Source organism: Bradyrhizobium sp. U87765 SZCCT0048, assembly GCF_018131225.1.
In the GTDB taxonomy this organism is placed as follows: Bacteria; Pseudomonadota; Alphaproteobacteria; order Rhizobiales; family Xanthobacteraceae; genus Bradyrhizobium_A.
The window spans coordinates 767,011-780,809 of sequence record NZ_JAFCMM010000003.1 but is presented as its reverse complement, the minus strand read 5'-3'; the positions used below and the strand labels follow the sequence as shown (position 1 = coordinate 780,809).

The 13,799-nt window shown below is 66.0% G+C and carries 13 protein-coding genes; 7 read left to right on the top strand and 6 right to left on the bottom strand.

Going from position 1 to position 13,799, the window contains the following annotated elements:
• Positions 1 to 77 precede the first annotated feature (77 nt).
• The 3 genes from JQ639_RS22120 to JQ639_RS22110 form a co-directional block, all read right to left on the bottom strand.
• Positions 78 to 824, bottom strand: a complete 747-nt coding sequence (locus JQ639_RS22120; RefSeq protein ID WP_211968404.1) for an SDR family NAD(P)-dependent oxidoreductase — start codon at positions 822 to 824, stop codon at positions 78 to 80.
• 57 nt (positions 825 to 881) lie between these two features.
• The gene (locus JQ639_RS22115; RefSeq protein ID WP_211968403.1) at positions 882 to 1,616 is read right to left on the bottom strand and encodes an SDR family oxidoreductase; all 735 of its coding nucleotides are present in this window, start codon (positions 1,614 to 1,616) and stop codon (positions 882 to 884) included.
• Between the two features lie 261 nt (positions 1,617 to 1,877).
• Positions 1,878 to 3,686, bottom strand: a complete 1,809-nt coding sequence (locus JQ639_RS22110) for an IlvD/Edd family dehydratase (RefSeq protein WP_211968402.1) — start codon at positions 3,684 to 3,686, stop codon at positions 1,878 to 1,880.
• Positions 3,687 to 3,983: 297 nt separating this feature from the next.
• On the opposite strand from JQ639_RS22110, the gene JQ639_RS22105 reads away from it, so the two are divergent.
• The 7 genes from JQ639_RS22105 to eda all read left to right on the top strand — a co-directional run bounded on the left by JQ639_RS22105 (position 3,984) and on the right by eda (position 11,154).
• The gene (locus JQ639_RS22105) at positions 3,984 to 5,045 is read left to right on the top strand and encodes an ABC transporter ATP-binding protein (protein WP_211968401.1); all 1,062 of its coding nucleotides are present in this window, start codon (positions 3,984 to 3,986) and stop codon (positions 5,043 to 5,045) included.
• Positions 5,046 to 5,125: 80 nt separating this feature from the next.
• Positions 5,126 to 6,448 carry an ABC transporter substrate-binding protein gene (locus tag JQ639_RS22100; RefSeq protein WP_211968400.1) on the top strand — a complete coding sequence of 441 codons (1,323 nt, stop codon included), beginning with the start codon at positions 5,126 to 5,128 and terminating at the stop codon, positions 6,446 to 6,448.
• Positions 6,449 to 6,523: 75 nt separating this feature from the next.
• Positions 6,524 to 7,486, top strand: coding sequence for a carbohydrate ABC transporter permease (locus JQ639_RS22095; protein ID WP_211968399.1), 963 nt, complete (start codon positions 6,524 to 6,526; stop codon positions 7,484 to 7,486).
• Positions 7,479 to 8,387: a carbohydrate ABC transporter permease gene (locus JQ639_RS22090; protein ID WP_211968398.1), complete on the top strand. Its 909-nt coding sequence runs from the start codon at positions 7,479 to 7,481 to the stop codon at positions 8,385 to 8,387. The genes JQ639_RS22095 and JQ639_RS22090 overlap by 8 nt, the downstream gene beginning before the upstream one ends.
• 170 nt (positions 8,388 to 8,557) lie before the next feature.
• The gene (gene denD, locus JQ639_RS22085; protein WP_211968397.1) at positions 8,558 to 9,544 is read left to right on the top strand and encodes a D-erythronate dehydrogenase; all 987 of its coding nucleotides are present in this window, start codon (positions 8,558 to 8,560) and stop codon (positions 9,542 to 9,544) included.
• A 33-nt stretch (positions 9,545 to 9,577) separates the two neighbouring features.
• Positions 9,578 to 10,513, top strand: a complete 936-nt coding sequence (locus JQ639_RS22080) for a sugar kinase (protein ID WP_211968547.1) — start codon at positions 9,578 to 9,580, stop codon at positions 10,511 to 10,513.
• The gene (eda, locus tag JQ639_RS22075) at positions 10,510 to 11,154 is read left to right on the top strand and encodes a bifunctional 4-hydroxy-2-oxoglutarate aldolase/2-dehydro-3-deoxy-phosphogluconate aldolase (RefSeq protein WP_211968396.1); all 645 of its coding nucleotides are present in this window, start codon (positions 10,510 to 10,512) and stop codon (positions 11,152 to 11,154) included. Before JQ639_RS22080 ends, eda begins: the two co-directional genes overlap by 4 nt.
• A gap of 93 nt (positions 11,155 to 11,247) precedes the next feature.
• Here the strand turns inward: eda and JQ639_RS22070 are convergent, their stop codons facing one another.
• The 3 genes from JQ639_RS22070 to JQ639_RS22060 form a co-directional block, all read right to left on the bottom strand.
• The gene (locus JQ639_RS22070) at positions 11,248 to 11,973 is read right to left on the bottom strand and encodes an OmpW/AlkL family protein (RefSeq protein ID WP_211968546.1); all 726 of its coding nucleotides are present in this window, start codon (positions 11,971 to 11,973) and stop codon (positions 11,248 to 11,250) included.
• 400 nt (positions 11,974 to 12,373) lie between these two features.
• A complete protein-coding gene (locus JQ639_RS22065; protein WP_211968395.1) occupies positions 12,374 to 13,231 on the bottom strand; it encodes an acyl-CoA thioesterase in 858 nt (285 codons plus the stop codon).
• 146 nt (positions 13,232 to 13,377) lie between these two features.
• On the bottom strand, positions 13,378 to 13,746 hold the full coding sequence (locus tag JQ639_RS22060; RefSeq protein WP_211968394.1) for a nuclear transport factor 2 family protein: 369 nt from the start codon (positions 13,744 to 13,746) through the stop codon (positions 13,378 to 13,380).
• Positions 13,747 to 13,799 lie beyond the last annotated feature (53 nt).

The following is a 13,799-nucleotide window of genomic DNA, read 5'->3' as shown; positions in this document are numbered from 1 at the left end:
GGCATGACGACGAATGGAAGCCGCGGTCGTGATCGCTGGCAGCCCCCGTCGCGGCGGCGATGGGGCGGTCGGCGCCCTCAATACGTCGCGCGGCCGCCGGAGATGTCGAACACCGCGCCGGTGGTGAAGGCGCATTCCTCCGACGCCATCCACGCCACCATCGCTGCGAGTTCCTCGACCAGCACGAAGCGGCCGCGCGGGATCTTGGACAGCATGAAGTCGATGTGCTGCTGGGTCATCTGGTCGAAGATCGCGGTGCGCGCCGCCGCCGGGGTCACCGCGTTGACGGCGATCTTCGTGCTCGCGAGCTCCTTGCCGAGCGACTTGGTCAGCGCGATCACGCCGGCCTTCGAAGCGGAGTAGTGCGCGGCGTTTGGGTTGCCTTCCTTGCCGGCGATCGAGGCGATGTTGATGATGCGGCCGTAGTCCTGCTTGATCATGCCGGGCACGATCGCCTTGCAGCAGACGAACGGGCCGTCGAGATTGATGCGCATCACCTTGCGCCATTCCTCGACATCGGTCTCCCACACAGTGCGGTTGATGCCAGCAATACCGGCATTGTTGACGAGGATGTCGATGCCGCCGAGCGCGGCGACGGTCTGGTCGCGCGCGGCCTCGACCGCCGCGAGATCGGCGATATCCACCCTGAGGGCCGTCACCTGCGGTCCGATCTCCTTCGCGGTCTTGTCCATCAGCGCCTGGTCGATGTCCCAGATCGCCACGCTGGCGCCTGATGCGACGAAGCGCTCGGTGATGGCGCGGCCAAAACCCTGCGCGCCGCCCGTGACCACGGCGCGGCGTCCCCTGAGGTCGATGTTGTTCATGTCTTTTTCAATCCTCTGTCGGGACGCCGGCGGGGGCCGGGCGTCCCATGATACGGGTCAGAGCGTCCAGCCGCCGTCGATGATGTGGGCGACGCCGGTGGTGAATGCGCTCTCGTCGCTGGCGAGATAGAGTGCGAGCGCGGCGATCTCCTCCGCGGTGCCGAGCCGGCCCATCGGCTGGCGGCTGACGAACATCTCGCGCCCGCCGGGGCCGGCGGCCTCGGCGCGGCCGAGCATCGACGGCGTCTCGATGGTGCCGGGGCAGATGCAGTTGCAGCGGACGCCCTTGCCGATGAAGTCGACGGCGACGGCGCGGGTCAGCGCCGCGACTGCGGACTTGGTCGCGCTGTAGACGTAGCGGTTGGGTGCGGCCTTGAACACGCCGGCAGCCGAGGCGATGTTGACAATGCTGCCGCCGCCACCCGCCAGCATCGCCGGCAGGAACGCCTTGATGGTGCGGTGCATCGACTTGACGTTGAGGTCGAAGGAGAAGTCCCAGTCGTCCTCGCTGCAGTCGAGGATGGTGCCGTTGTGGACGAAGCCGGCGGCGTTGAGCAGCACGTCGACCTTGCCGACGCGCTGCGCCAGCGCATTGACGTCGGCGGTGTTGCGCGCGTCGAGCCGCGCCACCTCGGCGATGCCGTCCTGCTTGAGCGATGCGAGCCCCTTCTCGTCGATGTCGGTGGCGATCACGGTGGCGCCTTCACGGGCGAAGGCGATGGCGCTGGCGCGGCCGATGCCTGCTGCGGCGGCGGTGACGAGGGCGCGTTTTCCCTTCAGTCGGTCAGTCATAGGTCCTCTCTGGGTCTTCAGTCGATGATGGCTGCAATCAAGTCCTGCGATTGCTCCTCATGGTCAGGAGGCGCGGTGCGTCGTCTCGAACCATGAGGGGCCTCATCCTTCGAGACGCCCGCTGCACGGGCTCTTCTGGATGAGGGAATAAGTCGTCGGATGTAGCCCGGATGAGCGCGAGAGCGCGATATCCGGGGACTTGGCTGTCCCGGGCGTTGCTTCGCTCACCCGGGCTGCTCGTTCGCTGGCTGCGTCGAACGCTCAATGATTGTCGCGGGCGACGCCGACGCGGCCGGCGATGTTCTGGTAGCGCGTGGCGAATTCCATGCAGGCGCCGGTGGCATGCTGGCCGACGGTGTTGCGATAGATTTCCTGCCACGGCGTCTGGTTTTCCGAATGCCCGAAGCCGCCGCGGGCCTTGAGCGCGGCACGGCGCTCGGCGAGCTCGGCGTCGGAGATCAGGATGTTGGCCTCGCCCTTGTTGAGGTCGATGCGCACCCGGTCGCCGGTCTTGAGCAGCGCGAGACCGCCGTCGGCGGCGGCCTCCGGCGAGGCGTTGAGGATCGAGGGGGAGCCCGAGGTGCCGGACTGGCGGCCATCGCCGATGCATGGCAGCGCGTGGATGCCGCGTTTGATCAGCGCCGCCGGTGGCTGCATGTTCACGACCTCGGCGCCGCCGGGATAGCCGATCGGCCCGACGCCGCGCACGAACAGCATGCAGTGCTCGTCGATGGCGAGGTCGGCATCGTCGATGCGGTGGTGATAGTCCTCCGGCCCTTCGAACACGATGGCGCGGCCCTCGAACGCGTTCGGGCTCTTCGGGTCCGAGAGATAGCGCTCGCGAAATTCCTTCGAGATCACGCTGGTCTTCATGATCGCGGAATCGAACAGATTGCCGTGCAGGACGAGGAAGCCGGCGTCCTTCACCAGCGGCTTGTCGTAGCTCCAGATCACGTCATTGTCGGCCTTGGGCGCATCCTTGCAGTTCTCGCCCATGGTGCGGCCGTTGGCGGTGATCGCATCCTCATGGATGCGCTTGTGCTGCATCAGTTCGCGCACCACCGCCGGCACGCCGCCGGCGCGGTGATACTCCTCGCCGAGATAGAAGCCCGCCGGCTGCAGGTTGACCAGCAGCGGCACGTCATGGCCGACGGTCTGCCAATCCTGAATGTTGAGTTCGACGCCGATGTGGCGCGCCAGCGCGTTGAGATGGATCGGCGCGTTGGTCGAGCCGCCGATCGCCGAGTTGACGACGATGGCGTTCTCGAACGCTTTGCGGGTGAGAATGTCCGACGGCTTGAGGTCTTCCCATACCATGTCGACAATGCGCTTGCCGGTCTCGTAGGCGATCTGGCCGCGCTCGCGGTAGGGCGCAGGGATGGCGGCGCAGCCCGGCAGCGACATGCCCAGCGCTTCGGCGAGTGAATTCATGGTCGAGGCGGTGCCCATGGTGTTGCAGTGGCCGACCGACGGCGCCGACGACGCCACGATCTCCATGAACTCCTCGTAGTCGATCTCGCCGGCGGCAAGGCGCTCGCGCGACTTCCACACCACGGTGCCGGAGCCGGTGCGCTCGCCGTTGAACCAGCCGTTGAGCATCGGGCCGCCCGACAGCACGATCGCCGGCATGTTGACGGTCGCCGCGGCCATCAGGCAGGCGGGCGTCGTCTTGTCGCAACCGGTGGTCAGCACCACGCCGTCGAGCGGATAGCCGAACAGGATCTCGACGAGACCGAGATAGGCGAGGTTGCGATCGAGCGCCGCCGTCGGGCGCTTGCCGGTTTCCTGGATCGGATGGGTCGGGAATTCCATCGCGATGCCGCCGGCTTCGCGAATGCCTTCACGGACGCGATGCGCGAGTTCGAGGTGATGACGGTTGCACGGGGAGAGGTCGTTGCCCGTCTGCGCGATGCCGATGATCGGCTTGCCGGACTGCAGCTCTTCGCGGGTCAACCCATAATTTAGGTAGCGCTCGAGATACAGCGCGGTCATTCCCGGATTGCTCGGATCGTTGAACCAGCGCATCGAGCGGAGATTGCGTTTTTTTGAGGCAGGTTCCGGCTTTTTCATTGTTTCTCCCGCAGTGCACATTCGTGTGATCGGCTTGTTTTACGGGCCGAACGTTGCGGCGACTCTCGCATTTCGATCCTGTCTTCGCAACGCCGACGATGCTGCATCGTGACGCTTGCCAATGCGCGTCTCTTAGACTTTTATCGAGCAGCGCAAACACAAACTTCGGCTATGATGGTTGTCGGATCGGGGCTGCGCCAGCGTCCGGTCCGCGCCACGGCGGTCCAGAGAGAACAACAAGAAAAGCGAAGACGGCCTTCCGTCATATGTCGCTCGCAAATCCAAGGAGGGGAAAGCATGGCGTCGGTGCAGATTCATGACGTTCGAAAGTCGTTCGCCGGGTTCGAGGTGCTGCACGGGGTGACCATCCCCATCGAGGATGGCGAGTTCGTCGTGCTGGTCGGCCCGTCCGGTTGTGGCAAGTCGACGCTGCTGCGCATGCTGGCGGGCCTCGAAAGCATCACGGCCGGCACGATCTCGATCGGCGAGCGCGTGGTGAACAACGTGCATCCCAAGGAGCGGGACATCGCCATGGTGTTCCAGAACTACGCGCTCTATCCGCACATGACGGTGGCGGACAACATGGCGTTCTCCATGAAGTTGCGCGGCGCCCCGAAATCCGAGATCGAGACGCGGGTCAGCAAGGCGGCCGATATCCTCGGCCTCAAGCCGCTGCTGGAGCGCTATCCGCGCCAGCTGTCCGGCGGCCAGCGCCAGCGCGTCGCCATGGGCCGTGCCATCGTGCGCGATCCGCAGGTCTTCCTGTTCGACGAGCCGCTGTCGAACCTCGACGCCAAGCTGCGCGTCGCCATGCGCACCGAGATCAAGGAGCTGCACCAGCGCCTCAAGACCACGACGGTCTATGTCACCCACGACCAGATCGAGGCCATGACCATGGCCGACAAGATCGTGGTCATGCACGACGGTATCATCGAGCAGATGGGCGCGCCGCTCGACCTCTACGACCGTCCGGCCAACCAGTTCGTCGCCGGCTTCATCGGCTCGCCGGCGATGAATTTCATTGACGGCAAGCTCGTGGCGGGCGCCGCCCCATATGTTGAGACGGTGAGCGGCGCGAAGTTGCCGCTGGCATCGGCGCCGGCCGGTTCAGATGGCAAGCCGGTGGTCTACGGCGTGCGCCCCGAGCATCTCGAGCTCGCCGATGACGGCGTGCTGGCCGAAGTGGTGGTGGTCGAGCCGACCGGCTCGGAAACCCAGATCGTGGCGCGCGTCGGCTCGCAGGACATCATCGCCGTGTTCCGCGACCGCCAGACGGTGCGGCCCGGCGAGAATATCCGCCTGCGGCCGCGCACCAGCGCCGTGCACTTGTTCGACAAGGATACCGGAAAGCGACTTTGATCTGATTTCTTCGGCCTGACTTTTTCAGTGCAAGCAGCCGGGATCCCAACAAGCCGGCGCAACACAAGGAGGAGACGAGAATGACGGAGTTCAATCCGAGCAGACGGTCGTTGCTGCTGGGCAGCGCGGCTGCGGCCGCCGGCCTGTCGGCGATGTCGGCCGACCAGCTGTTCGGCTTCGCCAAGGCATGGGCGCAGGCGTCGCAGTGGAAGCCCGAGGCCGGCGCCAAGATCAACCTGCTGCGCTGGAAGCGCTTCGTCGAAGCCGAGGATCAGGCCTTCATGGCCATGATCCAGGCCTTCACCAAGGCGACCGGCGTCGAGGTCAACGTCTCCAACGAATCCTATGACGACATCCAGCCCAAGGCCTCGGTCGCGGCCAACACCGGGCAGGGCCTCGACATGGTGTGGGGTCTCTACTCCCTGCCGCACCTGTTCCCGGACAAGTGTCTCGACATGGCTGACGTCGCGGCCTACCTCGGCGGCAAGTATGGCGGCTGGACGCCGTCTGCGGAGGCCTATGCCAAGACCGGCAACAAATGGGTCGGCATTCCTGTCGCAACCACCGGCGCGCTGCTGAACTACCGCATCTCGGCGTGCGAGAAGGCAGGCTTCAAGGAGTTCCCCAAGGACACCGCGGGCTTCCTCGAGCTGTGCCGCGGCCTGAAGAAGAACAACACGCCGGCGGGCTTCGCGCTCGGCCATGCCTCGGGTGACGCCAACGGCTGGCTGCACTGGGCGCTGTGGTCCCATGGCGGCTACCTCGTCGACAAGGACGACAAGGTCATCATCAACTCTCCGGAGACCGCGAAGGCGCTGGAGTACGTCAAGCAGCTCTACGAGACCTTCATTCCCGGCACGGCGTCGTGGAACGACAGCTCCAACAACAAGGCGTTCCTTGCCGGCGAGCTGTACCTGACCAACAACGGCATCTCGATCTATGTCACCGCGAAGAAGGAGAACAAGGCGATCGCGGACGACATGAACCACTCGTACATGCCGGTCGGTCCGGTCGGCAAGCCGACCGAGCTGCACCTCTCGTTCCCGATCCTGACCTTCCAGTTCACCAAGTACCCGCAGGCCTGCAAGGCGCTAGCTGCCTTCATGCAGGAGGCCGACCAGTTCAATCCCTGGATCTCGGCGGCGCAGGGCTATCTGTCGCCGTTCCTGCTGGCCTACGACGCCAACCCGATCTGGACGTCGGACCCGAAGGTCACGCCGTATCGCGACGTCGCCAAGCGGACGCTGACGCCGGCGGGCATCGGCAAGCTCGGCGAGAAGGCGGCGGCGGCGATCGCCGACTTCGTGGTGGTCGACATGTTCGCCAACTACTGCACGGGACGCGAAGACCTCAAGGGGGCCATCGCATCCGCCGAGCGGCAGGCGAAGCGCATCTACCGGTAAGGCGATCGTCGGCCGGCGCCTGACGCGCCGGCCGACCTCCGCATCGTGGCGATCCATATTCGGAGCATCGGCAGCATGGCGGTCCTGGAAGCGTCTCCGGCCTCACGTTCGCAGCCTTCGGCCCTCTCGGAAGCGTGGCGGCGGCTGCGGGCCAACCGCAACTGGCTGTCGTTCTGGTTCATGATGCCCGCCGCGGCGTTTCTGCTGCTGTTTCTGGCCTATCCGCTCGGGCTCGGGCTGTGGATGAGCCTGACCGACGCCCGCATCGGCCGCGGCGGCGCGTTCGTCGGCTTCGAGAATTACGAGTGGTTGTGGGACGACGGCGTGTTCTGGCTGTCGGTGTTCAACACGCTGCTCTACACCATTGTCGCCAGCATCATCAAATTCGCGGTCGGGCTCTATCTCGCGCTGCTGCTCAACCGCCACATGCCATTCAAGGCGCTGGTCCGCGCCGCCGTGCTGATCCCGTTCATCGTGCCGACCGTGCTGTCGGCGATCGCGTTCTGGTGGATCTATGACGCGCAGTTCTCGATCATCTCGTGGTCGCTGCGCAAGATGCATCTCATCACCGAGAACATCAATTTTCTCGGCGACGGCAACTGGGCGCGCGGCAGCGTGATCTTCGCCAATATCTGGCGCGGCGTGCCGTTCGTCGCCATCACCCTGCTGGCCGGCCTGCAGACGGTGTCGCCTTCTCTTTATGAAGCGGCGACGCTCGATGGCGCGACGCCATGGCAGCGCTTCCGCTACATCACCTATCCACTGCTGACGCCGATCATCGCGGTGGTGATGACGTTCTCGGTGCTGTTCACCTTCACCGACTTCCAGCTGATCTGGGCGATGACCCGCGGCGGCCCGGTGAACGCCACGCACCTGATGGCGACGCTGAGCTACCAGCGCGCGATCCTCAGCGGTCGCCTCGGCGAGGGCGCGGCGATCGCCACCGCGATGATTCCGTTCCTGCTGGCCGCGATCACGCTGTCGTGGTTTGGCCTGCAGCAGCGCAAATGGCAGCAGGGTGGAAACAACAATGACTGACGCCGCCGCCGGCCGTGTTGCCGTGACCGAGGCCCGCGCGGACAACAGCGAGGGCATGAGCTATCTGGAGACGCTGCCGCGGCGCCTCGTGACGCTCTATCTTCCGCTCGGCATCATCCTCGTGATCCTGCTGTTCCCGTTCTACTGGATGGCGCTGACGTCCATCAAGCCGGACGCCCAGCTCATCGACATGGAGACCTACAACCCGTTCTGGGTCGTCCATCCGACGTTCAAGCACATCCAGAAGCTGCTGTTCGAGACCGAGTATCCGCGCTGGCTGTGGAACACGATGTATGTCGCCGCCGGCGCCACCATCCTGTCGATCGCCGCCAGCGTGCTCGCCGCCTATTCCATCGTTCGACTGCAGTTCAAGGGCGCTCAGGTGGTCGGTGCGCTGATCTTCTTCGCCTATCTGGTGCCGCCGTCGATCCTGTTCATCCCGATGGCCAGCGTGATCCATGCCTATGGCCTGTTCGATTCGCCGGTGGCGCTGATCCTGGTGTATCCGACGCTGCTGATCCCGTTCTCGACCTGGCTGCTGATGGGCTATTTCAAGACCATTCCGTTCGAGCTCGAGGAGTGCGCGCTGATCGACGGCGCCAGTCGCTGGCAGATCCTGATCAAGATCATTCTGCCGCTTGCGGTGCCCGGACTGATCTCGGCCTTCATCTTCTCGTTCACGCTGTGCTGGAACGAGTTCATCTACGCGCTGACGCTGCTGTCCTCGACCCCGAACAAGACCGTGCCGGTGGCGATCGTCAACGAGTTCGTCGATGGCGATATCTACCGCTGGGGCGCGCTGATGGCCGGTGCGCTGGTCGGCTCGCTGCCGCTCGTCATCCTCTACGCGTTCTTCGTCGAGCACTATGTGTCGGCGATGACCGGCGCCGTGAAGGAGTAGCACGGCAGGGGCGCGTGAATTGCGATTGGCGCGGCGCACGGAAACAGGCATGATCGCGCCTGTCGCAGGCTGCGATCAGATGGCCGGACGCGCGGGATGATCGCATCCGGCGCGGTCATCGGCCGGTAGCGTTCCCACATGATGAGTTCTGCCACGAAAGGGTGACGTCCTTGCATATTCTGATTCTCGGGGCCGCCGGCATGGTCGGCCGCAAATTCACCGAACGGCTGCTGCGCGACGGGCGCCTCGGCGAGGCCGCGATCACCAGGCTCACATTGCAGGACGTGGTCGCGCCGGAGAAACCCGCGGATGCGCGCATTGCCATCGACACCGTGACCTGCGACTTCGCTGTGCCCGGCGCGGTGACGCCGCTGGTGGCGAGCCGCCCGGATGTCATCTTCCATCTCGCCGCCATCGTGTCCGGCGAAGCCGAGGCTGATTTCGACAAGGGCTATCGCATCAACCTCGACGGCACGCGCTATCTGCTGGAGGCGATCCGCGCCGTCGGCGACGGCTACAAGCCGCGCGTGGTGTTCACCTCGTCGATCGCGGTGTTCGGCGCGCCGTTCCACGACAAGATCGACGACGAGTTCGTCCTGACGCCGCAGACCAGCTACGGTACGCAGAAGGCGATCGGCGAGCTGCTGCTCGCGGATTACTCGCGCCGCGGCTTCCTCGATGGCATCGGCATCCGCCTGCCGACGGTGTGCGTGCGGCCGGGCCGGCCCAACAAGGCGGCGTCGGGCTTCTTTTCCAATATCATTCGCGAGCCGCTCAACGGCGAGGACGTGGTGCTGCCGGTGTCCGAGGACGTGCGCCACTGGCATGCGTCGCCACGCTCGACGGTCGGCTTCCTGCTGCATGCCGGCACCATGGATCTCAAGATTCTGGGCTGGCGGCGCAGCCTCAGCATGCCCGGCCTCTCGGCAACCGTCGGCGAGCAGATTGCGGCGCTCGCGCGTGTTGCCGGCCCCGGCGTCGCTGCTCGCATCCGTCGCGTGCCCGATCCGGTGATCATCGGCATGGTGGCGAGCTGGCCGCGCGACTTCTCGACGGAGCGTGCGCGCCAGGTCGGCTTCACGACGCACGAGCAGACATTCGACGACATCATCCGCATCCACATCGAGGATGAGCTCGGCGGCAAGTTCGTCGCCTGACGCGGCCGGCGCACGCCGGCCCACCGAGGCCCCCTGATGAAGATCGCCTGCATCGGCGAATGCATGATCGAGCTGACCGAGGCCGCGGACGGGCATTTCGCCCGCGGTTATGGCGGCGATACGCTGAACACCGCGACCTATCTGGCGCGGCTCGGTGTCGCCGTCGACTATGTCACGGCGCTCGGCGACGATCCCTGGAGCGACGAGATGGTCGCGGGCTGGCGCACTGAGGGCATCGGCACCAGCCATGTGGCGCGCCTCGCCGGCAAGTTGCCGGGGCTCTATGTCATCGAGACCAATGCCGCCGGCGAGCGGCGTTTCCATTACTGGCGCGACAGCTCCGCAGCGCGGTCGCTGCTCGATCTGCCGCAGACCGGTGCGATCCTGGAAGCTCTCACCGGATACGACGTCGTCTATCTGTCGGGCGTGACGCTGTCGCTGTACGACGCGGCGGGCCGCGCACGGCTGATGAGTGCGCTCGAGGACGTGCGCTGTGCCGGGCGACGCATCGCGTTCGACACTAACTTCCGGCCGCGCGGCTGGCCCGACCGGGCGCTGGCACAGCGCACCTATCACGACATGTTCGCCGGCGCCGACATCGTGCTGGCCTCGGTCGAGGATCTCGATCTGCTGTTCGGCCCGGGGCGGGGCGCGGGCGAGGCCGATCGGCTGCATGTGCCGGAACTCGTGCTCAAGCTGGCCGAGCCGGCGAGCCGGGTGCGTGCCGGCGGCCTCGATGAGGTGGTGCACGCGGCGCCGGTGGCGCGCGTGGTCGACACCACGGCGGCGGGAGACAGCTATTCGGCGGCCTATCTCGCCGCGCGGCTGCAGGGCGATGATCCGGTGGCCGCAGCGCGCGCCGGCCATGATCTCGCCGGCATCGTGGTCGGATATTCCGGTGCGCTCATCCCGCGCGCCGCGATGCCGGCGCCATCATCCATGTTCCAACGGCGGATCACCACGGCATGACCTCCCAAGCTTCCGCATCCCGCGACGATATCCTGCTGGCGCTGCTGAAGGCCGCGCGGGTCGTTCCCGTCATCACCATCGAGCGTACCGAAGACGCCGTGCCGCTGGCGCGCGCGCTGGTTGCCGGCGGCGTGCGCACGCTGGAGATCACGCTGCGCACCGCGGCGGCGGTCGGCGCTGCAGAGGCGATCATCGCGCAGGTGCCGGAGGCCGTTGTCGGGATCGGCACCGTGTTGACGCCGCTGGATCTTGCGCGCGCAAAGGCGCTCGGCGCAAGGTTCGCTCTCAGTCCGGGCGCGACGCCGGAGCTGCTGAATGCGGCGGCGGAGACAGATCTGCCGTTCGTGCCGGGCATTGCCACCGCGTCGGAGCTGATGGCGGCGCTGGTGCGCGGCTTCGGCGTCTACAAGTTTTTTCCGGCGCAGCAGGCCGGCGGTATCCCGGCGCTGCGCGCGCTCGGCGGTCCGTTCCCGCAGGCGCGCTTCTGCCCGACCGGCGGCGTGGGTGAAGCCAATGCAGCGGAATGGCTGGCGGAGCCCAATGTGGTGGCGGTCGGCGGTTCGTGGCTGTGTCCTGCCGCGGACATCCGTGCCGGCAACTGGGACAAGATCACGACGCTCGCCCGCCGCGCGATGCAGTAGCGCAGTGGGTGTTCGCCGAACGACGACGAGATGGTGGCTGACGACGCCGCGAGCCTGTCGTCTCGCGGCGTCGTCGTCGTGGATGCTGAAGCGTCAGAAGCGATAGGTGACGCCGCCGCCGATCAGCCAGGGATCGATGGTGGCGCGGCCGCTGACCGTGATCGCGTTGTTGACGACGGCATTGTAGTCGGCGCGCAGGAACAGCTTCTTGACGTCGAAGTTGATGCCCCAGTGGCGGTCGATCATGTAGTCGAAGCCGGCCTGCAGCGCGAGGCCGGGCGCGTTCTTGACACTGAGGCTGGTAGTGGCGAGCCCGGCGGGCGAGACGACATTGGCCGCCGACTGGCTGAAGAACACGGTGTAGTTGACGCCGACGCCGACATAAGGCTGGAAGGCGCCGAAATTGGTGAAGTGATATTGCAGCGTCAAGGTCGGCGGCAGCAGCCAGGCCTTGCCGATATCGAGGCCGCCCAGCGTGCCGGTGCCGGTGATGTTGTGGCGGGTGACGCCAAGGATCAGCTCGGCGGCAATGTTGGGCGTGAAGAAGTAGGTGATGTCGAGCTCGGGAATGGCCTGATTGTTGATGCCGAGCCCCGACTGGGGCGACGACAGGCCCGGTACACCGGTGACATTGACGCTGCTGCCGCCGCTCTGAGGAATGACTGCCAGCGCGCGGACACGGATCTGCCAGGGGCTCCACGGCTCCGCGGCCGGCATGTCGGGCGGAGCTTTCGTGATCAGATCCGCAGCAATGGCGTTGCCGCCGACGGTTGCGGTGATCAGGGCGGCGGCGAATGCGAGCCGCGCCATGGTGGACATCTGCATATGGAAATCTCCCGAGGTCAGTCAATGATGCGGCCATCGCGTGTCGCGCTGGCGCCGCGCATCAGGCGCACTCACGGGCCCCGGAGAAATTGATCCATGTCAGTCGCGGGACGCCTTGCTGGCCAGTGTTGCTGCTGCGCAACAAGCGTGGGACTCTGTTGGTCGGATGTGATCGTGTGTGTCGGGTGATGGGTGACGAGGCGCGCCAGTGTGCCAGGAGAGGCATCGCACGATGTCGTCGCTCGAGCATGCCGATCTCACGCCTGCTCGATGTGATCCGGTGAAGTGTACCCGCGACAGCCGGGTAGCCGCTTCGGAGCCGTTCATCCTTCGAGGCTCGCTTCGCTCGCACCTCAGGATGACGGTGGACGGCTCAAGCCAAGCTTATCGCACTTCAATCCGCTGGCGGCGTCCAGTCGCGAAAGTAGGTCGCCTGCACCGAGGTCACGAGCAGCCGGCCGTCGCGCGACCACAGCTCGGCGGTCTGGTCGCCGAAGCCGGCGCGGTAGATGCTGGCGCCGGCATTGCCGAGTACCCAGCCATCATCCGTCGGCAGGTCGTCCGCCGCGCAATGAAAATACGTGGTGAGCGTCACGGTGCCGAACGGCACCAGCACGCCGAGGATATGGAAGACGCGCCCGAAGAATGCATCGGACATCGACGCCAGCGACAGGAAGTCGAGCGGCCGCGGCGCCGCGTCGCGAAGCCACAACAGCGTCTGTGCCGGCTGTGGCTCGGCATGGGGGGTCTTGCGAAAAAGCGGCTGCTCGCCGACGAAGCGCATGTCGTACTGGTCGACCCATGGTGTCGGCAGGTTGACGCGATAGGGGGCGAGATCCTCGGGCTGCGGTACCGCCGGCATCCGCGCGATCGGATGGCTCCAGCCGGGACGACGTTTGGCGAACACGGCAGTAGCGGTGGCGAGGATGTCCCCTTCCGTCTGGAACAGCTCCATGGTCCAGTGCTGTGTCGAACGGTTGGTCTTCGCTGGCCGCACGGCGACCTGCAGCGGCCCTTCGGCGATCGGCGCGCAGTAGTTCACGGTCAGCGCGAGCGGATCGCCGATCCGCTGGGGATGGTCGAGCGCGGCGCGCAGCAGGGTTGCAGCCGTGGCGCCGCCGAACGGGCCGATGAAGGCCCAGTAATCCTTGCTGGTGTGGCCGAGCAGGTGATCGCCATGCGGCGTCAGGCGCGTCGCGGCTTCCAGCGGATGAAGCCGGGATGCGGAGGAAGACGGTGGCGTGCTGTTCATGCTGATGCTCGGTCTGCGATGCGGATGCAGCAATCTATCCCGGCATGTTCAGGGAATAGAAGTGCCGTGCCGCGCATGGCGGTTTGAATCGACGATACGCGGCCGCGAGCCGATGGCCCGCGGCCGCGCCGATCGACCAGGCCTGATCAGCTGGGGACCTGGTCGAGAAAGCCGGTGACGCTGCGGATGCGGCCGCCTTCGGTCACCACGAAATCGGTGCCCTTGATCGGGTTGTCGCCGCCGCGCGGGCCGAGACCCCACTGGAAGCGTACGAATTGGCCATGGCTGTCCGGCGTGCCGAGCAGGGCGAACTCGAAATCGGGAAAGCGCTGCTGCACGCCGGCGATCATGGCGTCGATGGCGGCGGGGCCTTCGCTCGCCGCCAACGGGTCGACATAGCGCGCGTCGCCGGTCCAGTTGGACGCCAGCAGGTCGCGGCGGCGGGCGTCGTTGCGCTCGTTCCACAGCGTGATGTAGCCCTCGGCGATCTTCAGTGCGTTCAAGGCGTCGGTCATGATGGTCTCCTCTGGGGTTGTCGCAATCCCTTGCGGGTGTGACCATCATGACG